This window comes from Pseudoduganella buxea, from assembly GCF_009720835.1.
Taxonomy (GTDB): Bacteria; Pseudomonadota; Gammaproteobacteria; order Burkholderiales; family Burkholderiaceae_D; genus Rugamonas; species Rugamonas buxea.
In genome coordinates, this window is the sequence record NZ_WNKZ01000067.1 from 1 (window position 1) to 21,142 (window position 21,142).

20 protein-coding genes are annotated in these 21,142 nt (G+C 66.5%); 6 read left to right on the forward strand and 14 right to left on the reverse strand.

Going from position 1 to position 21,142, the window contains the following annotated elements; genetic code table 11:
- The 10 genes from GM672_RS19690 to GM672_RS19735 form a co-directional block, all read right to left on the reverse strand.
- A partial coding sequence (locus GM672_RS19690; protein ID WP_170300156.1) for a CheR family methyltransferase occupies nt 1-858 on the reverse strand: 858 nt, incomplete at its 3' end.
- Nucleotides 855-1,319, reverse strand: coding sequence for a chemotaxis protein CheW (locus tag GM672_RS19695; protein WP_155472241.1), 465 nt, complete (start codon nt 1,317-1,319; stop codon nt 855-857). The genes GM672_RS19695 and GM672_RS19690, both read right to left, overlap by 4 nt.
- 13 nt (nt 1,320-1,332) lie before the next feature.
- Nucleotides 1,333-3,147 carry a methyl-accepting chemotaxis protein gene (locus GM672_RS19700; RefSeq protein ID WP_155472242.1) on the reverse strand — a complete coding sequence of 605 codons (1,815 nt, stop codon included), beginning with the start codon at nt 3,145-3,147 and terminating at the stop codon, nt 1,333-1,335.
- Between the two features lie 171 nt (nt 3,148-3,318).
- Complete coding sequence (locus GM672_RS19705; protein WP_155472243.1) at nt 3,319-4,551, reverse strand: argininosuccinate synthase; 1,233 nt, start codon at nt 4,549-4,551, stop codon at nt 3,319-3,321.
- 18 nt (nt 4,552-4,569) lie between these two features.
- Entirely contained in the window at nt 4,570-4,965 is a 396-nt protein-coding gene (locus GM672_RS19710) for a VOC family protein (protein ID WP_155472244.1), read from the reverse strand.
- A 4-nt stretch (nt 4,966-4,969) separates the two neighbouring features.
- Nucleotides 4,970-5,893 (reverse strand): ornithine carbamoyltransferase, encoded by a 924-nt coding sequence (argF, locus tag GM672_RS19715; protein WP_155472245.1) that lies wholly within the window; start codon nt 5,891-5,893, stop codon nt 4,970-4,972.
- A 66-nt stretch (nt 5,894-5,959) separates the two neighbouring features.
- Nucleotides 5,960-8,776, reverse strand: coding sequence for an ATP-binding protein (locus GM672_RS29775; RefSeq protein WP_155472246.1), 2,817 nt, complete (start codon nt 8,774-8,776; stop codon nt 5,960-5,962).
- A gap of 14 nt (nt 8,777-8,790) precedes the next feature.
- Nucleotides 8,791-9,687 carry a ribosome small subunit-dependent GTPase A gene (gene rsgA, locus GM672_RS19725; protein ID WP_155472247.1) on the reverse strand — a complete coding sequence of 299 codons (897 nt, stop codon included), beginning with the start codon at nt 9,685-9,687 and terminating at the stop codon, nt 8,791-8,793.
- A complete protein-coding gene (locus GM672_RS19730; protein ID WP_155472248.1) occupies nt 9,684-10,037 on the reverse strand; it encodes a 4a-hydroxytetrahydrobiopterin dehydratase in 354 nt (117 codons plus the stop codon). Before GM672_RS19730 ends, rsgA begins: the two co-directional genes overlap by 4 nt.
- Before the next feature lie 19 nt (nt 10,038-10,056).
- Nucleotides 10,057-11,322, reverse strand: a complete 1,266-nt coding sequence (locus GM672_RS19735; RefSeq protein ID WP_155472249.1) for a M48 family metallopeptidase — start codon at nt 11,320-11,322, stop codon at nt 10,057-10,059.
- Nucleotides 11,323-11,370: 48 nt separating this feature from the next.
- On the opposite strand from GM672_RS19735, the gene orn reads away from it, so the two are divergent.
- A complete protein-coding gene (gene orn / locus GM672_RS19740) occupies nt 11,371-11,970 on the forward strand; it encodes an oligoribonuclease (protein WP_188916077.1) in 600 nt (199 codons plus the stop codon).
- Between the two features lie 175 nt (nt 11,971-12,145).
- Entirely contained in the window at nt 12,146-12,679 is a 534-nt protein-coding gene (locus GM672_RS19745) for a DVUA0089 family protein (protein WP_155472250.1), read from the forward strand.
- Nucleotides 12,680-12,957: 278 nt separating this feature from the next.
- Here GM672_RS19745 and GM672_RS19750 read toward each other — a convergent pair whose 3' ends face one another.
- Entirely contained in the window at nt 12,958-13,647 is a 690-nt protein-coding gene (locus GM672_RS19750) for a UPF0149 family protein (protein WP_155472251.1), read from the reverse strand.
- 62 nt (nt 13,648-13,709) lie between these two features.
- Here GM672_RS19750 and GM672_RS19755 point away from each other — a divergent pair, with 62 nt between their 5' ends.
- Nucleotides 13,710-14,711: a serine/threonine protein kinase gene (locus GM672_RS19755; protein ID WP_155472252.1), complete on the forward strand. Its 1,002-nt coding sequence runs from the start codon at nt 13,710-13,712 to the stop codon at nt 14,709-14,711.
- Here the strand turns inward: GM672_RS19755 and GM672_RS19760 are convergent.
- Nucleotides 14,697-15,287 (reverse strand): CPBP family intramembrane glutamic endopeptidase, encoded by a 591-nt coding sequence (locus tag GM672_RS19760; RefSeq protein WP_155472253.1) that lies wholly within the window; start codon nt 15,285-15,287, stop codon nt 14,697-14,699. The genes GM672_RS19755 and GM672_RS19760 overlap by 15 nt on opposite strands.
- 170 nt (nt 15,288-15,457) lie before the next feature.
- On the opposite strand from GM672_RS19760, the gene GM672_RS19765 reads away from it, so the two are divergent.
- A complete protein-coding gene (locus tag GM672_RS19765) occupies nt 15,458-17,566 on the forward strand; it encodes a coiled-coil domain-containing protein (protein WP_155472254.1) in 2,109 nt (702 codons plus the stop codon).
- 61 nt (nt 17,567-17,627) lie between these two features.
- On the opposite strand, the gene GM672_RS19770 is transcribed toward GM672_RS19765, so the two are convergent.
- Together GM672_RS19770 and GM672_RS19775 are read right to left on the reverse strand one after the other, a co-directional pair.
- Complete coding sequence (locus GM672_RS19770) at nt 17,628-17,996, reverse strand: DUF8785 domain-containing protein (RefSeq protein WP_155472255.1); 369 nt, start codon at nt 17,994-17,996, stop codon at nt 17,628-17,630.
- A 100-nt stretch (nt 17,997-18,096) separates the two neighbouring features.
- On the reverse strand, nt 18,097-19,134 hold the full coding sequence (locus GM672_RS19775; protein ID WP_155472256.1) for a DUF475 domain-containing protein: 1,038 nt from the start codon (nt 19,132-19,134) through the stop codon (nt 18,097-18,099).
- Between the two features lie 113 nt (nt 19,135-19,247).
- Here GM672_RS19775 and GM672_RS19780 point away from each other — a divergent pair, with 113 nt between their 5' ends.
- Both GM672_RS19780 and GM672_RS19785 read left to right on the forward strand, forming a co-directional pair.
- Nucleotides 19,248-19,670: a divergent PAP2 family protein gene (locus GM672_RS19780; RefSeq protein WP_155472257.1), complete on the forward strand. Its 423-nt coding sequence runs from the start codon at nt 19,248-19,250 to the stop codon at nt 19,668-19,670.
- A 295-nt stretch (nt 19,671-19,965) separates the two neighbouring features.
- A complete protein-coding gene (locus tag GM672_RS19785) occupies nt 19,966-21,141 on the forward strand; it encodes an efflux RND transporter periplasmic adaptor subunit (protein WP_155472258.1) in 1,176 nt (391 codons plus the stop codon).
- Nucleotide 21,142: the final 1 nt, after the last annotated feature.

Sequence of the window (21,142 nt, forward strand, 5' to 3'; positions counted from 1 at the left end):
CACGGACGCTGGCGTCGCGCTCGGGGCGGAACGGTCGGCGCCTTCGCTGCGCGGCAGGGGCAGGCGCGACCAGGCAGGTTCGGCCTGGGCCGGCGCGCCTGCCTTGCGCAAGGCGAAGGCCTGGCGGTAGGGCAGGGGCGTAAAGCCGTGGCGGGTGAAGGACGGCACTTCCGCGTAGCCGGCCAGCAGCACGCCGTCGTCGGCCAGCAGCGCGCCCAGGCGCCCGATCGCCGTGGCCGTGGTGTCGCGGTCGAAATAGATCAACAGGTTGCGGCAGAAGATGACGTCATAGGTGCGCGGCGCGGCCAGCTCGCTGGTCAACAGGTTGCCCTGCCTGAAGCGCACGCGCCGGCGCAGGCCAGCGTCGATGGCGAACAGCTCGTCGTCCACCGGCCTGAAATGGCGTTCGCGGAACGACAGGTCCTTGCCGCGAAACGCATTGCGGCCGAACAGGCCCGATTCGGCCCGCGCGATGCAGGCGGCCGAGATGTCGACGGCGTCGATGGCGAACGCGGTGGGGGCGATGCCGGCGTCGCACAGGGCCATCGCCAGCGAATACGGCTCCTCGCCGCCGGCGCAGGGAATCGACAGCATGCGCACCAGCCGGCCGCCTTCGGCCAGCCGCGCGCGGGCGAATTCGGCCGCTACGGCAAAGGCCTGCGGGTCGCGGAACAGCCACGATTCGGGCACCACCACCAGTTCGATCAGTGCCGTCAGTTCCTGCCGGTCCAGCTGCGCCGTGTACAGCTTGCGGTCATCCACGCCGAGCGCTTCCATACGCTGCTTGACGGCCCGTTCCACCGTGGCGCGTGTCAGGTTCAGGCCGGTGGCCTCGCGCAGCAGCGCCAGCGTCTTCACGGCGTCGTGTCCATTGGCGCGGGCGCGAACAGCAGCGCGCGAAGCGCGTCGGGCAGGAGGTGCTCAGGGTGGACCAGCTGGACGATGCCGGCGGCATCGCCGGCCACCCGGCCCAGGAAGGGTGCGGCCTGCACGCCGCTGTCGGCCAGCGCTTCGTCGTCGACGTCCTGGACACCCATCACGCGCTCGGCCAGCAGGCCCAATGCGTGCACCGCGCCGTCGGGGGCCCGGTAGTCGACCAGCACGATACGGGTATCGACGCGCAGCGCCGCCGCCGGCGCGCCGCCGCTGCGGGACAGGTCGATGACGGGAATGGCGGCGCCGTGCAGGTTCATCAGGCCGGCCACCGACCCGGGCGCCAGCGGAATGGCTTTCAGCGCCATCAGCGGCAGCACGCGCCGGATCACGGCCAGCGGCAGGCCGTAGCGGTCGGCACCGATATGGAACACCAGCAGCTTCATGGCGCCACCGCCCTTACACGTTGACGGCGAACGTCGCGACCGAGGACTGCAGGTCGCTGGCCGCATACTGCAGCTGGTGCACGGCTTCGCTAGTGGCCTTCAGCGATTCCACCGTCTGCTGGGTGGCGTCGTTAAGCTGCATCATGGTCTCCGTGATCTGCTGGGCACCCACGGCCTGCGACTGCATCCCCTGCAGCACCATGTCGAACTGGGGCGCCAGCTTCTGCACCTGGTCCATCACGGTCGAGAGCTGGTCCGTCACGCCGCGCACCTCGCCGACGCTGCGGCGGATCTCCTCGGAGAACTTGTCCATGCCCATCACGCTGGCCGACACGGCCGACTGCATCTCCTTGAGCATCTGCTCGATATCCCACGTCGACACGGAAGTCTGGTCGGCCAGCCGGCGGATCTCGGTGGCGACGACGGAGAAGCCGCGCCCGGCCTCGCCGGCCTTTTCCGCCTCGATGGCCGCGTTCAGCGACAGGATGTTGGTCTGGTCGGCCACCTTGGTAATGGTGATCAGGACGCTGTTGATATTGCTGGCCTTTTCCGACAGGGCGGCCAGCTTGGCGTTGATCGAGTCCGTCGCCGAGACCATCGTCTGCATCGTCGCATCCATGCGGCGCAGGTTGTCCTGCGCTTCCGCGGTGGCGCTGGTGGTGTAGTCGGCGACGGCGGTGGCGCCTTCCATGGTTTTCAGGAGCTGGCTCGTGTTGGAGGCGATTTCCTTGGTCGTGCTGAGCACCTCGACGCTGGTCTGGGCCTGCTCGACGCCGGTTGCTTCCTGCTGCTTGGCCGACGCGGCGATTTCCGTGGCCGAAGTGGTGACCTGGATGCCGGCCTTCTGCACATTGTTCAGCAGCAGGCGCAGGTTGTCGAACATGCGCGCCAGGCCCTGGCCCAGCTGGCCGATGGCGTCGCTGCCCGTGATCGTCACCTTGCCCGTCAGGTCGCCCGAGGCGGCCTTCGACACCACTTCCAGCAAGGCGTCGACCTTGGCGCGCAGCTCGTCGGTGCTGGCCCGTTCGCGTTGCTGGTTGTCCTGGATCGACTGCGCCATGCGGTTGAATTCCGTCGATACGCGGCCCAGTTCATCATTCGACGTGACTGTCACGCGCGCGCCCTGGTCGCCGCCGGCGATGCGGCCGACCACGCCCGTCAGGTTCGTCAGCGGGCCCATGATGGCGCGCGTCAGGACGACCACGACAATCAGCGACAGCACCACGCAAACTGCGCCGCCCGCCGCCAGGGTCGTCGTCATGTCGCGCTGCAGGCTGGCCGCATTGCGCGAGCGCTCGGCCAGCAGCTCGCCTTCCTCGCGGCGCGCCTGGTCCAGCAGCGCATGGACGGCCGTGATGACGGGACTGCCCTGGGCCAGCTGCGGCATGCGGCCGATGGCGTCGGCCGCGCCGGGCGTGCCGGCCAGTTCCTGGCGGCGCGCCACCTGCGGTTCGATCACACTGCCGATCCAGCCCTGGATCATCGTATCGAGCTTGCGCAACCGTTCGAGTTGCGGCGGATTGTCGGCCACCAGCTTCTGCGCCGCGGCGAGGCTGTTCGGCAGGGCAGCCATCTCCTGGCGCACCTTGGCCAGGCGGGCCGGGTCGCCGGTCAGGTAGTAGCCGCGCGTTTCGGCCTGGATCTGCATGACGTCGTTGCTGACCCGGTCCAGGGAATGCAGCACCTGCATCGTATGCCGATCCCAGCCGTTCGCTTCGGACAGGCGCGCGAAGTTGTTGTATGCCAGGAGCAGCAGCACGAGAATGATGGCCAGGATGGCGCCAAAGCCCGCGTACAGTTTGTTTTTGATGCCCAGGTCTTTGATCATCGTGTCTTCCCATCAGGACGAGTTCGTATCGCGTGCAATGTAACATTTTGCCGGGGCGCGAGCCACTGGCCGCTGCGCTGCCGTGCGGCGCGCATTGTCTTTAATGTCACAACCGCGCGACCAATAAAAAAGGCTGCCCGCGTGGGCAGCCTCCGTAGTGCATACGCCGGCTTATTGCCCGCGTTTGAGCTTGGCGTTGGCAGCGATGCGCATGCGCAGCGCGTTGAGCTTGATGAAGCCGCCGGCGTCGGCCTGGTTGTAGGCGCCGCCGTCTTCGTCGAAGGTGGCGATGGTCTGGTCGAACAGCGAATCGGTCTTGGAATCGCGCGCCACGACAATCACGTTGCCCTTGTACAGCTTGACCCGCACCCAGCCGTTCACGGTGGCCTGGGTATGGTCGATCAGCGTCTGCAGCGCCACGCGCTCTGGTGCCCACCAGTAGCCGTTGTAGATCAGCGAAGCGTAGCGCGGCATCAGGTCGTCCTTCAGGTGCGCCACTTCGCGGTCCAGCGTGATCGATTCGATCGCACGGTGGGCCTTGAGCATGATGGTGCCGCCCGGCGTTTCATAGCAGCCGCGCGACTTCATGCCGACATAGCGGTTCTCGACCAGGTCGAGGCGGCCGATGCCGTGCTTGCCGCCCACGCGGTTCAGTTCTGTCAGCACTTCGGCGGCGCTCATGCGCTTGCCGTTCAGGGCCACGATGTCGCCCTTTTCGTATTCGATGTCAAGGTACTCGGCCTGGTCCGGTGCCGCTTCCGGCGACACGGTCCAGCGCCACATCGATTCTTCCGCCTCCGCGCTGGGGTTTTCCAGGTGGCGGCCTTCGAACGAGATGTGCAGCAGGTTGGCGTCCATCGAGTAGGGCGCGCCGCCGTTCTTGTGCTTCATATCGACGGCGATGCCGGCGTCTTCCGCGTATTTCAGCAGCTTCTCGCGCGACAGCAGGTCCCATTCGCGCCACGGCGCGATCACCTTCACGCCCGGTTTCAGCGCATACGCGCCCAGTTCGAAACGCACCTGGTCGTTGCCCTTGCCGGTGGCGCCGTGCGAGATGGCGTCGGCATTGGTCTCGTTGGCGATCTCGATCAGACGCTTGGCGATCAGCGGACGGGCGATCGACGTGCCGAGCAGGTATTCGCCTTCGTACACGGTATTGGCGCGGAACATCGGGAACACGAAGTCGCGCACGAATTCCTCGCGCACGTCGTCGATATAGATGTTCTCCGGCTTGATGCCGAACTTGATCGCCTTGGCGCGGGCCGGTTCCAGTTCCTCGCCCTGGCCCAGGTCGGCCGTGAAGGTGACGATTTCGCAGTGGTAGTTATCCTGCAGCCACTTCAGGATGACGGAGGTATCCAGGCCGCCAGAGTAGGCCAGGACTACTTTCTTGATGTCGCTCATGCTAGTTCCAATCTTCGTTCAAACAGGTTCGTGGCAGACCGCTTCGATGTTGTGCCCGTCCGGGTCCAGCACGAAGGCGCCATAGTAATTCGGGTGATAGTGGGGCCGCAGGCCGGGGGCGCCGTTGTCGCGCGCTCCGGCAGCCAGCGCGGCCGCGTGAAAGGCGTCAACCTGCGCGCGGCTGGTGACGCGGAAGGCGATATGGACGCTGGCGCCGGCGCTCTTGCCCGCGCTGGCGCTGGAAATCCAGAACTCCGGCTTGGGCGCTTCGCCGAAGCCGGCGGTGTGGAAGGCGCCGGTGATCTCCGGGCCCAGTTCCATCACCTTCGAAAAGCCGAGCGGTGCCAGCGCCTTCTCGTAGAAGGCACGGCTCGCGGGGAAGTCGGCGACGATAACGCCGGTGTGATCGATCATGGTCTTATTCCTCGATGCGGCCCAGCAGCAGGTATTCGATCAGGGCCTTCTGGATATGCAGGCGGTTCTCCGCTTCGTCCCACACCACCGACTGCGGGCCGTCGATGACGTCGGCCGAGACTTCCTCTCCCCGGTGCGCCGGCAGGCAGTGCATGAACAGCGCGTCGGGCGTGGCGCGGGCCATCTTGGCGCTGTCGACGATCCAGCCGTCGAAGGCTTTCAGGCGCGCCGCGTTCTCTTCCTCGTAGCCCATGCTGGTCCAGACGTCCGTATTGACCAGGTGCGCGCCCGCGCAGGCGTCGGAAGGATTTTCGAACAGCGTGAAGCGGTCGGTCGAGACAAGCGACATGTCCAGGTCGTAGCCTTTCGGCGTCGACACGTTCAGGTGGAAGCCGAACACCTCGGCCGCCTGCAGCCACGAATACAGCATGTTGTTGGCGTCGCCGATCCACGCCACCGTCTTGCCGCTGATGGCGCCGCGGTGCTCGTAGAACGTGAAGATGTCGGCGAAGACCTGGCAGGGATGGTGCTCGTTGGTCAAGCCGTTGATGACGGGCACGCGCGAGTTGGCGGCGAAGCGCTCGATGATGTCCTGGCCGAAGGTTCGCACCATGATGATGTCGCACATGCGGGACATCACCTGGCCGGCATCCTCCACCGGTTCGCCGCGGCCCAGCTGCGAGTCGCGCGTGTTCAGGTAGATGGCGGCGCCGCCCAGCTGGTGCATGCCGGCCTCGAAGGACAGGCGGGTACGGGTCGAGTTCTTCTCGAATACCATCACCAGGGTGCGGTCGATCAGCGGGTGATGGATCTCGTAGTTCTTGAACTTGCGCTTGATGATGTGCGCACGTCGAATCACGTATTCGTATTCCTCCAGCGTGAAGTCGGAAAACTGGAGGTAGTGCTTGATCTGGTTTTGAGTAGACATAGTCACAACGATTGGTGCCGGGGGCGCCCCGGGGGCCCAGCTTAGCAAATCAATTATATGATGTTTTCAGTATATGGTGGCGGGGCTGGCCGGGTCCGGGCTGGGCGCCACCAGCGGCAACGCCAGGGTGAAGGTTGTGCCGGCCGGACTGCTGGCCACGGCAATGCTCCCGCCCAGCAGCGACGTAACGATGTTATAGCTGATCGACAGTCCCAGCCCGCTGCCGCCCTGACCGAGCTTGGTGGTGAAGAAGGGGTCGTAGATGCGCGACAGGTGTTCCGGGGCGATGCCGGCGCCGTCGTCGGCGAACACGATGGTGACGTGGCCGTCCGCAGGCACCGCCGCGGCCAGGGTCATGGTGCCGCCTTCGCGTCCGTCGAAGGCGTGCAGCAGGGCGTTGTTGATCAGGTTCGTGACGACCTGGCCGAACGGGCCGGGGTAGCTGTCCAGCGCCACGCCTTCGGGCACGTCGACGATCAGCCGGTGGCTGGAAGCGCGGATGCGGTTCATCACGGTGGCAACGATCTCGCGCGTGACCTGCTGCAGGTCGAAGGGGCGGCGCTGCTCGGTGGTGCGGTCCACCGCCACCTGCTTGAAGCTGGCCACCAGTTCGGCCGCGCTGCGCAGGCCGCGCATCACCAGCTCGGAAGCCTTGTGCGTGTCGGCGATGAAGGCGGCCAGTTCCGAGCGGCGCAGGCCGGGTCCGTTCAGCGCCTTTTCCAGCGCGTCGGTCTTCTGTTCCAGGGTACTGGCGATCAGGAGGCTGTTGCCGATCGGCGTATTGAGTTCATGGGCCACGCCGGCCATCAGCGCGCCCAGCGCCGCCAGCTTTTCCTGCGATACCAGCTGCGACTGCGCTTCCTGCAACTGGCGGTAGGCCTGGGCGTTGTCCAGTGCGATGGCGCCATAGGCGCATAAAGTGCGGAAGATCAGGCGTTCGCGCTCACCGTAGGCATGGGGCCGGGTCGATTGCGCGCTCATCACGCCCAGTACCCGCTCGCCTACCAGCAGCGGCACGTACAGGGCGCTGGCCGTGGCCTCGGGCAGGGGGCCGCGCACCGGCTCGGCAGCGGCATCCTCGATATAGACTTCCCTGCGCTCGCGCACGCAGCGTGCGCACCAGGCCGTGGTGTCGTCCAGTTCGATGCGGGTCGGCGGCATCGGCGAGTCGCCTTCGCGCGTGAAGGCCGGCACCAGGACGTGGCCTTCTTCCAGCAGGTAGACGGCGAAGATGTGCGGCGCCAGCAGGGCGTTGACATACCGGTTCAATACTTCGTAGACGGCGGCCGCATCGAGGTGGATGGTGATTTCCCGGCCGATCGCGGAGAGGCGCTCCAGGGTGGCGCTGGTCTGCTGCAACAGCTCGGCGCGGCGCGCTTCCGACATCGCCAGCTCGCGGTGATGCAGGCCCTCGGCCCGGGCCTGTTCGGTTTGCTGGTGCACCTGCATGGCAATGGCCCGGCCGGTCGCTTCCTGGCTGTGCGTCTTTTCGTGCGAAACGCCTGCGGCACGCGCCATGTCGTAGGCCCGGCGGTAGTCGCCCAGGTGGGCGTAGCGGTCGGCCAGCGCGTCGTACAGGCTGCCCGGCACCGTGTAGCCCTGGATGGTCGATGCCGTATCGAGCGCCCGGTGCAGGTAGTGCAGGGCTGGATCGGCTTCGCGCATGGCGGCCGGCGGCGGCAGGCGGTGCGCGCCGGCGCGGCTGTGGATCAGGGCCAGCACGCGCAGGCCGGCGATGTGGTTGTAGGGGTTGTGGTGGCCGTGCGCCAGTTCGACCGCCTCCAGCGCCAGCACCAGGGCCTCGCGCGGCCGGTCCAGGAAACACAGCGCGTGGGCCTGGCCGCGCCGAGCCACCATGCGGAAGTCGGCCTGTTCCAGGACGTCGGCCCGCACCGCCAGCCGCTCGAAGGCGTCCAGGGCACCGGCGAAGTCGTCGCGCGCCAGGCACAGGTCACCCTGGTATTGCAGGGCGATGGCGAACAGCCGGCTCGATGCATATGGCCGCAGGATGTCGAAGGCTTCGCGCAGCAGTTCCTCGGCCGCTTCCAGCCGGCCCAGCCGGCGCACCGTATCGGCCGTGTGCAGCAGGGCCGCGCCGATGCTGCGCGGCCAGCCGGTGGGGCGGGCGATATCGAGCCCGCGCTGCAGCCATTCCAGCGCCGAGTGGTGGTCGTTCAGGTTGGAGAACTTCTCGCCGATATTGGTGGCGGCGATGATGGCCGCGCGCAGCTGGCCCGTTTCCAGCGCCGCCTCGTAGGTGCGCAGGTAGAAGCCGGCGGCGCCGCCGAAGTCGCTGCTCTGGCTGGCCGCCATGCCGAGGAAGTCGTTGATCCAGCAGTCCAGCGCGGGCGGCGCCTCGGCGGCCAGGTCGAAGCGGTGGCCCCACCGTTCGCGCGCCGAATCGATATCGCGCAGTACGGCCCAGCGCGCGCTGGCAGCGTCCGCGATGGCTTCGCGCTCGCCGTCGCCGGCGGCGCGGGCAGCGCGGGCGCACTCGGCCAGTTCGGCATCGCGGTGTACATGGTCGCCGTGGTCGACGGCGATCCACGCGCGCAGCCAGTGGGCGTCGGCGCAACCGGCATCGTCGCCCAGCAGGCGCAGCGTATGCAGGGCCTCGCCGGCCTGCGATCCGGCCGATTCCAGCTCGCCCATCAGCCACGCCACCTCGGCCCGGAGCAGGCGCAGGCGGCCGGCGGCAGTGGCGTCGCCGGCGTGGATCAGCAGCGTGTCGGCTTCGTCGGCCAGTTCGATGGCGCGCAGACTGTCGCGCTGGCGCAGGTGCCACGCCAGCGGCAGCAGCACCGGCAGGCGTTCAAGGCCCCGCAGCGGCAGCAGGGCCAGCTCCCAGTGGGCGACGTCGTCATCGTGGGCGAACATGTCCATGGGGGCGGGGAAGGTCAGTAAAGGGTCTGGGACGATTCGTGCAGCAATTGGCCGTACAGGTCATGGCGCATGCGCGCGATCTTGCCGGCGGCCACGGCGTCGAGGATGGCGCAGAACGGTTCCTGCTGGTGGCGGCAGTTGTAGTACTTGCAGCCGCCCAGGTAGGGCGTGAAATCGCGGAAGGCCCGTTCCAGCATGCCTTCGGACAGGTGGTACAGGCCGAATTCCTGGAAGCCCGGCGAATCGATGACGGTGGCACCGCCGCCCAGGTGGTACAGACGCGTGAACGTCGTGGTGTGCTTGCCCGTGTCGAGCTTCTCGGAGATTTCGCGCACGGCGATGTCGGCGTCCGGCACCAGGAGGTTGATCAGCGAGGACTTGCCCATGCCGGACTGGCCGATCAGGATGGTCGACTGGTTTTCCAGCAGCGGCGCCAGTTCGGCGACGGCTTCCTCGGGCCGGGTCCGGGCCGACACCTCGTGCACCGGGTAGCCCATCGACGAATACACCTTCAGCCGCGTGCGGGCCTGCTCCAGGCCTTCCGCGACGTCGACCTTGTTCAGGATCAGGCGCACCTGGATGCCGGCGGCATCGGCCGCCACCGTCGAGCGCGAGATCAGGTCGTCCGAGAAGCTGGGCTCCGTCGCGACGACGATGAACAGCTGCGTCACATTGGCCGCCAGCAGCTTGGACTTGTACTGGTCGGAGCGGTACAGCAGCGTCTTGCGCTCGCAGATGCGGTCGATCACGGCCTGGTCGTTCGACGTCGGCGTCAGTTCGACGATGTCGCCCACGGCCACGTTGGTCTTCTTGCCGCGCGTGACGCACTGCAGGTGGGTGCCGTCGGCGTCGGCCAGGTAATGGCGGCCGTGGGCGGCGATGATGATGCCGGTCTTCTTGACGGTGCTCATGCGCGGCCCGCCACCAGCGCATCGGCGCGTGCGGCGCAGATGAAGTCGTTCATCGACAAGCCCCGCGCGGAATGGGTGTCGTAGCGCACCACGCAGGTCTTGTAGCCCACCACCAGTTCGGGATGGTGGTCCTGCCCGTGGGCGATAAAGGCCAGCGCGTTGACGAAGGCCAGCGTCTCGTAATAGTCGGCGAAGGCGAAGCTGCGTTCGAGCCGGCCGCCGACGATGGCCCAGCCGTCGAGCAGGGCGCACAGGCGCGCTGCCTCGACGCCATCGAGGGCCGTGGTGGCGTGCGCGCAGTGCAGGGCGCGCAGGTCGTCGGCTGTGCCGATGGGGGAGGGTGTCGTCATGGGTGTCAGGTGGCCAGGTTCAGGTGCCGAGGTTCAGATGTCGAATACGAATCGAAGCCGGTGGGTGGGAATCATAAAACGCCGAATGCAGCGGGTCGGGCGTCAGGGTCGACGCATTGTCTTCGTACAGCTTGACCAGGGCCGAAATCAGGTTGGCCTTGTCGGCGTGGCGCGCGGCGAAGGCGTCGGCTTCGAATTCGTGCTTGCGCGAACCGAGCGACGCAAGCGGCGAGAACAGGAAGGTGAACACTGGCAGGGCCAGCATGAACAGGATCAGGGCCAGCGCGTCGTTCGACTGGCCCGGCGCGATCAGGGGCGACACGCCCAGGCCCGTGTAGAACCACACCTGGTTCTTCAACCAGCCCAGCAGGGCCAGGAAGGCCAGCGACAGGGCGAACATCGTGGCGATGCGCTTGACGATGTGTTTCAGCTTGAAGTGGCCCAGTTCATGCGCGAGCACCGCCTCGATCTCGGGCGGCGCCAGGCGCGCCAGCAGGGTATCGAAGAACACGATGCGCTTGTTGGCCCCGAAACCGGAGAAGTAGGCGTTGCCGTGCGCGCTGCGCTTGGAGCCGTCCATCACGAACAGGCCCTTCGAGGCGAAGCCGACGCGCGCCATCAGGCCTTCGATGCGGGTCTTGAGGGATTCGTCCTGCAGTGGCGTGAACTTGTTGAACAGGGGTGCGATCACCGTGGGGAACAGCACCATCATCAACAGCTGGAAGCCGCTCCATACCAGCCACGCATACAGCCACCACAGCGCGCCGGCCCGCTCCATCAGCACCAGCATGACCCAGACCAGCGGCAGGCCCAGGGCGGCGCCCAGCAGCACGCCTTTCACCATGTCGGCCAGGAACAGGCCAGGGGTCATCTTGTTGAAGCCGAAGCGCTGCTCCAGGCGGAACTGCTTGTAGTAGTCGAAGGGCAGGTCGACCAGGCCGGAAACAAGGGCGAAGGCGACGATCAGGCCGACCTGGTAGGCCATGCCGCCGCCGGTGGCGCCGAACACCTGCAGCGACAGCCATTGCAGGCCGCCCAGCAGGGTAAAGCCCACCAGCACGGCGCTGTTGACGAGCATCGTGACGATGCCGTACTTGGTGCGGGCCACCGTGTAGTCGGCCGCCTTGCGGTGGGCCTCCAGCGGAATTTTTTCCGCGAATTCGGGCGGCACGGCATTGCGGTGCGCCAGCACGTGGCGGATGTGCCGCGAGGCCAACCAGAAGCGCACGGCCAGCATCAGCGCCAGGAAGGCGGCAAACAAAATCGAAAACGCGTGTGAATACATTCTATGCCTGTGAGAAAATGGCGGTCTTGTTTGAGCCAAGAGAGAATTATGTCACAAGAGAACGAAACTTCCGTCGCCCCCGTGTCCCCGGCGGCCGCGCCCCAGCGCCCGAATGAAATGAACCTGGTCTGGGTCGACATGGAAATGACGGGCCTGGAGCCCGATACGGACCGCATCATCGAGGTCGCCATCGTCGTCACGGACATGCACCTGAACGTGCTGGCCGAAGGCCCCGTGCTGGTCGTGCACCAGTCCGACGCCACCCTGGACGCGATGGATTCGTGGAACAAGGGCACGCACGGCCGCTCCGGCCTGATCGACAAGGTCAAGGCGTCCACCGTCACGGAAGAGCAGGCCGAGGCCGAACTGATCGCCTTCATGAAGCAGTGGGTCCCTGCCGGCAAGTCGCCCATGTGCGGCAATACCATCGGCCAGGACCGCCGCTTTATGGTGCGCTACATGCCGAAGCTGGAGGCCTTCTTCCACTATCGTAATGTGGACGTTTCGACCATCAAGGAGCTGTGCCGCCGCTGGAAGCCGGAAGTCATCTCCGGTTTCAAGAAGGCCCAGATGCACACGGCGCTGGCCGATATCCTCGAATCGATCGAAGAGCTGAAGTACTACCGCGAGCACTTCATCAAGCTGTGAGGCATGCGGCGGTCAACTGTCGGCGGCGCTGACATACGCGGCGGTAAATGATTTTTTCGGCTGGAAATTGCTAGGAAACTCAACAGGTTGCCCGGCGCTTTTTTGATTCTGGCACGCGAGTTGCAGAGGTATCGGTGCAGTACTTCTTGACCAACCTTTACAACTGGAGCTCGCCATGAGATTTTTTCGCAAAACCGCCGCGGCCATCCTGTGCGTCGCAGCTGTCTGCACCGCACACGCCGACTCGCTGGACAGCCACATCTATTTCCACAACGATGTGATCTACCATAGCATCATCCTCGAGCAGGCGTCCAATCTGACCGTATGGACCGATTCGTGGCTGAACGGTCGGAACTTCGACCCGATTGTGGCGGTCTGGCGTAACGGCAATCTGCTGGGGCAGAACGACGATAACTCGAGTATCGCGCCGGGCCAGACTGCGCTCGACTCGGGGTTGCGGCTGTATGGTCTGAACGCGGGGACATATCTCTTCACCATCGGCATGTACAGCAACTTTGCCAACGGCGCGACACTGGGCCAGGGCTTCCGTTACGACGGACAGGCTCCCCAGGCCGTGTCGATCGGGCCGTTCGTCAGGCTGAACTGGGACTCCGCGCCCGTGTCGTCTGTGCCGGAGCCATCGACGTGGGCAATGCTGGCGGCCGGCCTGATGCTGGCCGGGGCGGCAGCGCGGCGTCAGCGGCGTTGAGGCGGGCCTGGGGGGGCCTGCGGGAAAACCGTCCGGCCGGCGCGAAGGAGCCGACAGGCCATCGCCGAATCGCGCCGCGGTGAGGGCCTGCCTGATGTTGCGGTCAATTCAAGAACTTCCCCCAACGCTGCAAGCGGTTGCCGCATCGACGTGGCATGGCGCGTCGTCGTGCGCCTGACGGAGCACGACGGCGTTCGTTGGCGGCACCGGGCCGGACCGGTACGATTCGGCATCGGGCTGTTCGGGCGTCGGCAGCCGCGCCGCCCTTCAGGCACGGCTTACTGCTCGGCGCCGCAGCACTTCTTGAACTTCTTGCCGCTGCCGCAAGGGCAGTCGTCGTTGCGGCCCACCTTCGGCTCCTCGCGCTTGACGGTGCTGACGGCGGCCTTGCGGCGCGGTACCCAGAACTTGAAGATGGCCGGCAGGTTCGCCTCGATTTCCAGCGCCAGCTTGTGCGCCTTGACGGGGTCTTCCACCTCCGGCAGTTCGTCTTCCTGGATTTCATCGGCGCCCAGCAGGTAGATCGGGCGCATCAGCGGTGCCAGTTCGTCGTCGAAGATCGGGTCCCACGAGCCGGGGCGCAGTTCCATGCCTTCCCAGAAGCCCCAGCACCATGCCTCGGCGTCGATCAGCATTTCGCCTTCGTGCTCGTGCTCGACGAACAGCGGCTCGAATTCCTTCGGCGCCACTTCGAACGTGACGAGCACCTCGTTCATGAAGCGCATGATCAGGTTGACGATGCGCTCTTCTTCCTTGCCGTTCTTGAATTTCGGCGCCTGCTTGCCGTCCTCGCCCCACACGCGCGGCAGCCATTCAGCCGGCATGATGGTTTCCGGGCCGATCGCGATGGCCGTCAGGTAGCCGTGCAGGTGGTCCATCGTCATCGAATCTTCCGGGCTGCGCTCGCCCAGCAGGAATTGGTCCAGTTCGTCGAATTCTTTTTCGCTCAAGGGCTGATCGAGTTGCATGGTGTGCTCTGTTCTGTTCAAAGTAATCCGACAGTATACGCCCTGCGCCTTACAATGTGGCCATGACGCATTCCCCTATCGAACCTTCTACCCATCCCTTCGCCGCGCTCGGCCCCGACCGCGTGCTCGACGCGCTGGCCAGCGTCGGCCTGTTCGGCGACGGCCGCCTGCTGGCGCTGAACAGCTACGAGAACCGTGTGTACCAGGTCGGCATCGAGGACGCCAAGCCCGTCGTCGTCAAGTTCTACCGGCCAGGGCGCTGGAGCGACGCCGCCATCCTGGAAGAACACGCTTTCATGGACGAGCTGTGCGAGGCCGAGATTCCCGTCGTGCCGGCCCAGCGGATCGGTGGCCGCACCCTGCACGGCTTCGAGGGCTACCGTTTCGCCGTGTTCGAACGCCATGGCGGGCGCGCGCCGGAGCTGGACAGTCCGGACGTGCTGGAATGGACCGGCCGCTTCATCGGCCGCATCCATGCCGTCGGCGCCAGGCGGCCGTTCACCGAGCGGCCCGCGCTGGATGTCGATACCTTCGGCGTGGCCTCGCGCGACTACCTGCTGGAGGCCGGCTTCATCCCGCCGGAACTGGTGGCGGCCTACCGCAGCGTGGCCGACCAGGCCCTGGACGGCGTGCGGCGCTGCCGCGACCGGGCCGGCGACGTGGCACTGCTGCGGCTGCATGGCGACTGCCACGGCGGCAACGTGCTGTGGACGGATGCCGGCCCCCACTTCGTCGACTTCGACGATGCGCGCATGGGCCCGGCCGTGCAGGACCTGTGGATGATGCTGTCCGGCGAACGTTCCGACATGGTGCGCCAGCTGTCCGACATCCTGGCCGGCTACGAGGATTTCTGCGAATTCGAGCCGCGCCAGCTGTACCTGGTGGAAGCGCTGCGCACCTTGCGGCTGATGCACTACGCAGCCTGGCTGGCGCGCCGCTGGGACGATCCGGCCTTTCCCGCCGCCTTCCCCTGGTTTAACACGCAACGCTACTGGCAGGACCGCATCCTCGAGCTGCGCGAACAGGTGGCGCTGATGGACGAGCCGCCCTTATGGCCCGTTTGAGCTGACGGCGGTGCCCAGCGCGGCGCGGCGCACCAGCAGCAGGCCGGCGACATCCATCGCCACATGGAACAGGATGACGGTGAGGAGGCCCAGGAACCAGGCCAGCGCGCCCAGCGCCACGCCGGCGCCGAACAGGCCGCCCAGTTGCAGCAGGGTGGTGCGGTCGAGCCGGTCGATCCGGTAGGCCTTCACGTGCGCCAGCGCGAACAGCGCGGACGTGAACCAGAGGCCCAGGTGCGGCTGCAGGGCGCCGCGAAACAGCAATTCCTCCCCCAGGCCCGCAGCCAGCGAAATCCACAAAGGCCGCCAGCCGGACAGGTCCAGGCGGCTGTAGCTGTCGACGACGGCCTGCGAGCCCTTGCCGTTCGGCAGAAAGCGGTAGGCCGCCTCGGCCACGCCCCAATACAGCGCGCCCAGGCCGATACCGGCCAGCAGCTGGTCGGCCCAGTCCAGGCCCAGCGTGCCGGACAGGGCGCCCGCCGGCGGTGGCCACAGCAGGAAGAGCAGGGCGGCGACAGTGCACAGCGCAGCGCAGGTGATGGCCTGGCGGCGCAGGGAGATCGTGGCGGTGGTCATCGCTGGTGCCTGTCACAAAATAGTTGTTTGAAGTGCCATAGTGTAGCGTCAAGCGGCGAATTGACGGCAAAAAGCCGTTCTGCTCGGTCCCTTGCCGCCTGCCGGCCCGGCTGATAATGGCAACTCGGAAATCCTCCGCATTGCCGCACTTCTGCCGAAACGAGACTGTCATGCACGCACAACTGGCCCCCACGCTGCACATTGCCCGCTCCGCCGACGAGATGCCGGAGGAACATGCCTATGACGACGTGCCGCCAGCGGCGAACGACGACGCCCGCCCGGCCCGCGCGGAAATGGAAATGCGCGCCATCCACCAGGCCATCGCCCGTGTCGAAGCGGAAGCGAAGGCAGCCTGCGCCGCCGAAAGCCGCGCGCACGCGGAAGCCCGCGCCCGCGCGCTGGCCGAGGACCGCGCCGCCATGGATGCCGCCGCCGCCGCCGTGGCGCTGCAGAACGCCCAGGCCGCCGAGGAAGCCATCGCCGCCAACCGCGACCGCCTGGACAGCCTGCGCGCCGCCGCCCAGGCCAGTGTGGCCCGCCTGGAAGCGGTGAAGCAGGAAACGGCCGAGCTGCGTGCCCGCGTCGAGGCGGACAACCAGATCCGCCTGGCCGCCGAACACCGCGCCCGCGCCGAAGAGGAAAGCCGCCGCCGCGCCACCGAGCAGATGGAAGCGGAAGCACTTCTGGCCGAGCAGGCCTCGCGCGCTGCCGACGAACTGAAAGTCCACACGGACCAGGCCCGCATGCAGGCGGCCGAGCGGGTCGCCGCCGTGCAGGCCGCCAAGGAAGAAGTGATGGGCATCGCCACGGCCGACGCCCGCATGGCCACCCTGGCGCGCGAACGCGAGCGTTCCGCCTACGGTGCGCGCCAGACGGCGCAGCAGCTGGTGGAAGTGGAAGCGGAAGCCCTGGAAGCGACCCGACAACGCGAGCGGGCCGACCAGGTCGCGCTGGAATCGGCCTTCACCCGCGCCGCCGCCGAAGTGCGCGCCGCCGAGGAAGCGCGTGCGCTGGCCCATCTGGAGCAGGAACGGGAAGCCATCGCGCTGGCCAAGGCCGAGTCCGACCGCAGCGCTGCGCTGTCGCTGCACCTGCGCCTGCAGACGGAAAAGGAAATCCGCGATGCCGCCCAGCACCGCGAGCGGATGGAAGCGATGGCCGCCGCCACCGCCCAGGCCCGCCGCGATGCCGATGCCCGCATCATGGCCGCCACTGAAGCGCGCATCGAGGCGGACCGCCAATTGCACGCCGTGTCGATGGCGCGCGTGCAGGCCGAGCAGCAGGCCGAGTTCGAAACCCAGGCCAGGGTCGAAGCGCAGGCCACGGCGACGGAACAGGCTAAACTGCGCCAGGTCGCCGAGCAGGCCGCCGCCGTGGCCGCAGCCGTCGAGACGCAGGAGCACGAGCGCGCCGCCCAGCTGGCCGCCGAACAGGCCGTGCAGTCGCAGCGCGCGGCCGAACTGGCCCAGGCCCGTAATGACGCCGAAAGTGTGGAACTGGCGCGCCTGACGGAGCACGCCGCAGCGCTGGAAGCGGCCAACACGATTGCCCAGGAACGGGCCGAACAGGCTGCGCAGCTGCTGGCGGCCGAACAGGCCCGCGCCAGCGCGGAACAGCAGGCGGTCGTCGCGCTGAAATCACGCCTGGCCGAGGAAGAACGGGCAACCGCCGCCGCCGAAGCACGCGCCGCCGCCGAGCGCGAACAGGCCGAAGCCTTCGCCCGCAACGCCGCCGCCGATGCGCTGCGCGCGCAGGCCGCCCAGGAAGAAGCAGCCGCGCTGCGCGCTGTGGCCGAACAGAACGAAGTGGAAGCCCAGCAGAAGCAACTGGCCGCCCAGGCCGCCACGGCCCAGGCACGCCTGGCAGTGGAACTGTCGGCCGTGCACAAGGAACGGGCGCGCGCCGAGCAGGACAAGGCCGATGCCGTCGCCGCGCTGCTGCAGGCGGAACGGGAATACGTGGAAAAGGAGCGTCACAGCCAGGCGCTGATGGAAGCCCAGAAGGCCCAGCAGCAAGCGGCCGTGGCCGCCGAGGAACGGGCCGCGCGCGCCATCGAAAGCCGTCTGGCGGCGCACGCGGCTACCATCCGCGCCAGCGAAGAACGGGCTGCCGCCGAAGAGCAGGGCGCCCTGGCGGCACAGGAAAAGGCCGCCGCCCAGCAGGCCCTGATGGCCACGGCCCAGGCCCACGCCGCCCTGCAGCGCAAGGCCGCCGACGCCACCCTGCAACTGGCCGCCGCCAAGCAGCAGCTGCTGGACCAGGCGCGTCAGGCGCAGTAAGCGCCTGCGACGAAAGTTGCTTCAAAAATGGGGTCTGTCCCCATTTTTGGAGCAATATTGCTTACTGGACCTGCACTTTCTCGACGTAGTATTCCGTCTCGCCGAAGCAGCTGGTCGGTACGCCCTTGTGCTGCGAATAGGTCAGGTTGACGCGCTTGCCCATGGCGGCGGAGAGCTCTTTGGCGACGGCGTCGTCGCGCACGCTGAATTCGAATTTCTCTGGAATCGCGCCGGGCATCGACGTCAGCAGGATCTCGCCTTCCCACGTCTTGCAGATCCAGCCCCGGGTGGAGAACTTCTGCAGGAAGCCGGCCCGCTCCCCTTCGGAATACGAGAAGTTCAGCGTGACCATGGCCCAGACCCACAGGACCAGGATGGCGGCCACGATCAGGCCGATGAAGGTGAGGATGAGGCGCGAGGAGCGTGTCATGGGGATGGAATGCCGGCAGTTGAAAGCCGTGATATTACTGCATCGTCCCGCCAGCAGGGGGCTTTGCCGCCCCTGCCGCCGCCATGCCTTGGGCCGATCGTCATGCCGGGACGGCGCGGTGTGCCTTGCGGTACTTCAGGGACGACCACAGCGACACGGCGATGAAGGCCACGCCGGACAGGCCCGTGAACCACTCGGGAATGTGATACTTGACGCTGGCGAGCATGATGACGGCCAGGATGCCGATGGCCCAGTGGGCGCCGTGCTCCAGGTAAATGAATTCGTCCAGGGTGCCCTTGTGCACCAGGTAGACCGTCAGCGAGCGCACGTACATGGCGCCGATGGCCAGGCCCAGCATGATGATGACGACGTCGCTGGTGATGGCGAAGGCGCCGATGACGCCGTCGAAGCTGAACGAGGCGTCCAGTACTTCCAGGTACAGGAAGCCGCCGATGCTGCCGCGCTGGACGATCTTGCCCAGGGCCGGGTCGTGTTCCTCTTCTTCCAGCAGGCTCGACAGCCAACCGACGGCCACGTAGATGGCGATGCCGACGACACCCGCGTACAGCACGGAAAAATGCTTCTCGGCCGGCACCAGCTCCACGCAGACGAGCACGGCCAGCAGGGTCAGCAGGATAGCCAGCCCCTCGGTGCCCACCTTGCCCGCCTTTTTCTCGATCCAGCCGATCCAGTGGATGTCCTTTTCCTCGTCGAACAGGAAGTTCAGGAAGACCAGCAGCAGAAAGGCGCCGCCGAAGGCCGCCACTTCCGCGTGCACGTCCATCAGGTGGCGCGAATATTCCTGCGGTGTCGTCGTGGCCATGGTCCAGACCTGGAACAGGTCCAGCCCCGTCGCGACGGCCACGATGGCCAGCGGAAACACCAGGCGCATGCCGAACACGGCCACCAGGATACCCACCGTCAGGAACAGCTTCTGCCAGAACGGGTTCCAGTGCTTCAGCACGGAGGCGTTCACCACCGCGTTATCGAACGACAGCGACACTTCCATCACGCCCAGCACGCCGGTGATCCAGAACGCCGTCAGCGCGCCCCGGATGCCCGCCTGTTCATAGCCCCACCAGACCGCCAGCATCATCAGGATGACGGTGACGAGAATCGAAATTCTGAAGTGTTTCATGCACGTTTCCCCTTATTGATCTAATCGTTTTTGTGTGAGGCGATTTTACTGGACCTGCTTTCGCGGGGGAGCCGGCTTCTGCGATAATGGAGAATTGCTATTTTGGAATAACCATGGACATCGCATATCTCGTTACGCCATTGCTCACCTGGATCACCGTGGGCCCGATCAAATTCCTGATCAACAGCATCAAGGCACGGCAATGGGCGTTCAATCTGGTCGGCAACGGCGGTTTCCCGTCCAATCACAGCGCCGTCGTGTCCAGCATGGCCACCCTGATCGCCCTGCGCGAAGGCATCGGCCATCCGGCCTTCGGCGTGGCCGTGGCGCTGTGCTTCATCGTCGTGATCGACGCCAACAGCCTGCGCCAGCATGTGGGCAAGCAGGCCGCCGCCATCAACCTGCTGGCCGAGGGCAAGCCCGTCTTCAAGGTACTGCGCGAGCGGATGGGCCATACGGTGGTGGAAATCATCGGCGGCCTGTGTACCGGCATCGCCATCGGCCACGTGGTGCACGCCGTCTTCGGTCGCGGCTGAGCCGGCCGGTTTCCCGCCGGGGCGGCGTCCGCTGCCCCGCGTAACCCCGGCGCAATCCCACTGCCGGGTTCCCGTTTTGCAGTCTGTCGGCGTTTTTCCGCAGTCCAGCCACAAATTCCCGCGTTTCGGCATTCCATGAATTGACCTCGGGGCAGGGCTCGGGGATACTCTTCGGCTGTTATCCTGATAACACAATTATCGGTTCCGCATCTCACTGCAGAGATCGCGCGGCAGCGTTTCCATAATAAAAGCAGGCTTTCGTCTGAAGCAGTCCAAAACCTCTCGGAGATTCTCTATGTTGCGAAATACCCTAGTAGCTCTCGCCATCGCCTCGGCGCTCGTCGCCTGCGGCAAGCCGGCACCCGATGGCGACAAGGCGGCCGACGGCACGCCCGCCGCGGGCGCGAAGGGGGCCGACAAGAAGCAGCCAAGGCTGCTGGTGTCGGCAGAGGATCTGTTGACCGTGCAAAGCAATGCGCTGGCTGCCGGTCCCGTCATCACGGGCTCGATCCAGCCCGAGCGCAAAGCCGACCTGCGCGCCGAAGTGGGCGCTGTCGTGCTGCAGGTGCTGAAGGAAAACGGCGAAGCCGTGCGCAAGGGCGACTTGCTGGTGCGGCTGGACGAAACGTCGATCCGCGACAGCCTCACGTCGGCCGAGGAAGCGGTGCGTTCGGCGCGCCAGGTGCTGGACCAGGCCGAACGCATGCTGGAGCGCAACAAGACCTTGCGCACGTCCGGCATGACGTCGATGCAGGCGCTGGAGGACGCGGAAGTGCGCCGCAACAGCGCGCAAAGCGAAGTGGTGGCGGCCAAGGCGCGCCTGGCGCAGGCCCGCCAGCAGCTCTCGCGCACGAATGTGCGGGCCCCGTTCGACGGCATCGTGTCCGAGCGCAAGGTATCGAACGGTGACACGGCCCAGATCGGCAAGGAACTGATCAAGGTGATCGATCCGTCCAGCATGCGCTTCGAAGGCATGGTGTCGGCCGACAAGATCGGCGTCGTCAAGGTGGGCCAGCCCGTGCTGTTCCGCGTGAACGGCTATCCGGGCCAGAATTTCCAGGGCAAGGTCAAGCGGGTCGACCCGGCCGCCAATCCCGTCACGCGCCAGGTCGAAGTGCTGGTCGAGTTCGCCGACAAGCTGCAGCCCCGCGTGGCCGGCCTGTACGCGGAAGGGCGGGTCGAGACGGAAACGGCCGATTCGCTGATGCTGCCGGCGTCGGCCCTGGTGCAGGCGGGCGACACCAGCTACGCGTGGAAGATCAAGGGCGACAAGCTGGCCAAGGTCAACCTGGCCATCGGTACGCGCGACGAGCGCACGGGTCAGTGGCAGGTCAAGTCCGGCCTCGTGGCGGGCGACCAGGTACTGCGCGCGCCGGGCCCGACCGTGCATGACGGCCAGCCGGTGCAGCTGGCCACGCCGAAGAACGTCGCCTCGGCGGCCCAGCCGGCCACGGCCAGCAAAGGAAACTGAT

Bases quoted from the DNA above. Each gene is read 5' to 3' on its own strand.
- GM672_RS19695 (WP_155472241.1), bottom strand. From the start codon at position 1,319: ATGAAGCTGCTGGTGTTCCATATCGGTGCCGACCGCTACGGCCTGCCG.
- GM672_RS19700 (WP_155472242.1), bottom strand. From the start codon at position 3,147: ATGATCAAAGACCTGGGCATCAAAAACAAACTGTACGCGGGCTTTGGC.
- GM672_RS19705 (WP_155472243.1), bottom strand. From the start codon at position 4,551: ATGAGCGACATCAAGAAAGTAGTCCTGGCCTACTCTGGCGGCCTGGAT.
- GM672_RS19710 (WP_155472244.1), bottom strand. From the start codon at position 4,965: ATGATCGATCACACCGGCGTTATCGTCGCCGACTTCCCCGCGAGCCGT.
- argF (WP_155472245.1), bottom strand. From the start codon at position 5,893: ATGTCTACTCAAAACCAGATCAAGCACTACCTCCAGTTTTCCGACTTC.
- GM672_RS29775 (WP_155472246.1), bottom strand. From the start codon at position 8,776: ATGGACATGTTCGCCCACGATGACGACGTCGCCCACTGGGAGCTGGCC.
- rsgA (WP_155472247.1), bottom strand. From the start codon at position 9,687: ATGAGCACCGTCAAGAAGACCGGCATCATCATCGCCGCCCACGGCCGC.
- GM672_RS19730 (WP_155472248.1), bottom strand. From the start codon at position 10,037: ATGACGACACCCTCCCCCATCGGCACAGCCGACGACCTGCGCGCCCTG.
- GM672_RS19735 (WP_155472249.1), bottom strand. From the start codon at position 11,322: ATGTATTCACACGCGTTTTCGATTTTGTTTGCCGCCTTCCTGGCGCTG.
- orn (WP_188916077.1), top strand. From the start codon at position 11,371: ATGTCACAAGAGAACGAAACTTCCGTCGCCCCCGTGTCCCCGGCGGCC.
- GM672_RS19745 (WP_155472250.1), top strand. From the start codon at position 12,146: ATGAGATTTTTTCGCAAAACCGCCGCGGCCATCCTGTGCGTCGCAGCT.
- GM672_RS19750 (WP_155472251.1), bottom strand. From the start codon at position 13,647: ATGCAACTCGATCAGCCCTTGAGCGAAAAAGAATTCGACGAACTGGAC.
- GM672_RS19755 (WP_155472252.1), top strand. From the start codon at position 13,710: ATGACGCATTCCCCTATCGAACCTTCTACCCATCCCTTCGCCGCGCTC.
- GM672_RS19760 (WP_155472253.1), bottom strand. From the start codon at position 15,287: ATGACCACCGCCACGATCTCCCTGCGCCGCCAGGCCATCACCTGCGCT.
- GM672_RS19765 (WP_155472254.1), top strand. From the start codon at position 15,458: ATGCACGCACAACTGGCCCCCACGCTGCACATTGCCCGCTCCGCCGAC.
- GM672_RS19770 (WP_155472255.1), bottom strand. From the start codon at position 17,996: ATGACACGCTCCTCGCGCCTCATCCTCACCTTCATCGGCCTGATCGTG.
- GM672_RS19775 (WP_155472256.1), bottom strand. From the start codon at position 19,134: ATGAAACACTTCAGAATTTCGATTCTCGTCACCGTCATCCTGATGATG.
- GM672_RS19780 (WP_155472257.1), top strand. From the start codon at position 19,248: ATGGACATCGCATATCTCGTTACGCCATTGCTCACCTGGATCACCGTG.
- GM672_RS19785 (WP_155472258.1), top strand. From the start codon at position 19,966: ATGTTGCGAAATACCCTAGTAGCTCTCGCCATCGCCTCGGCGCTCGTC.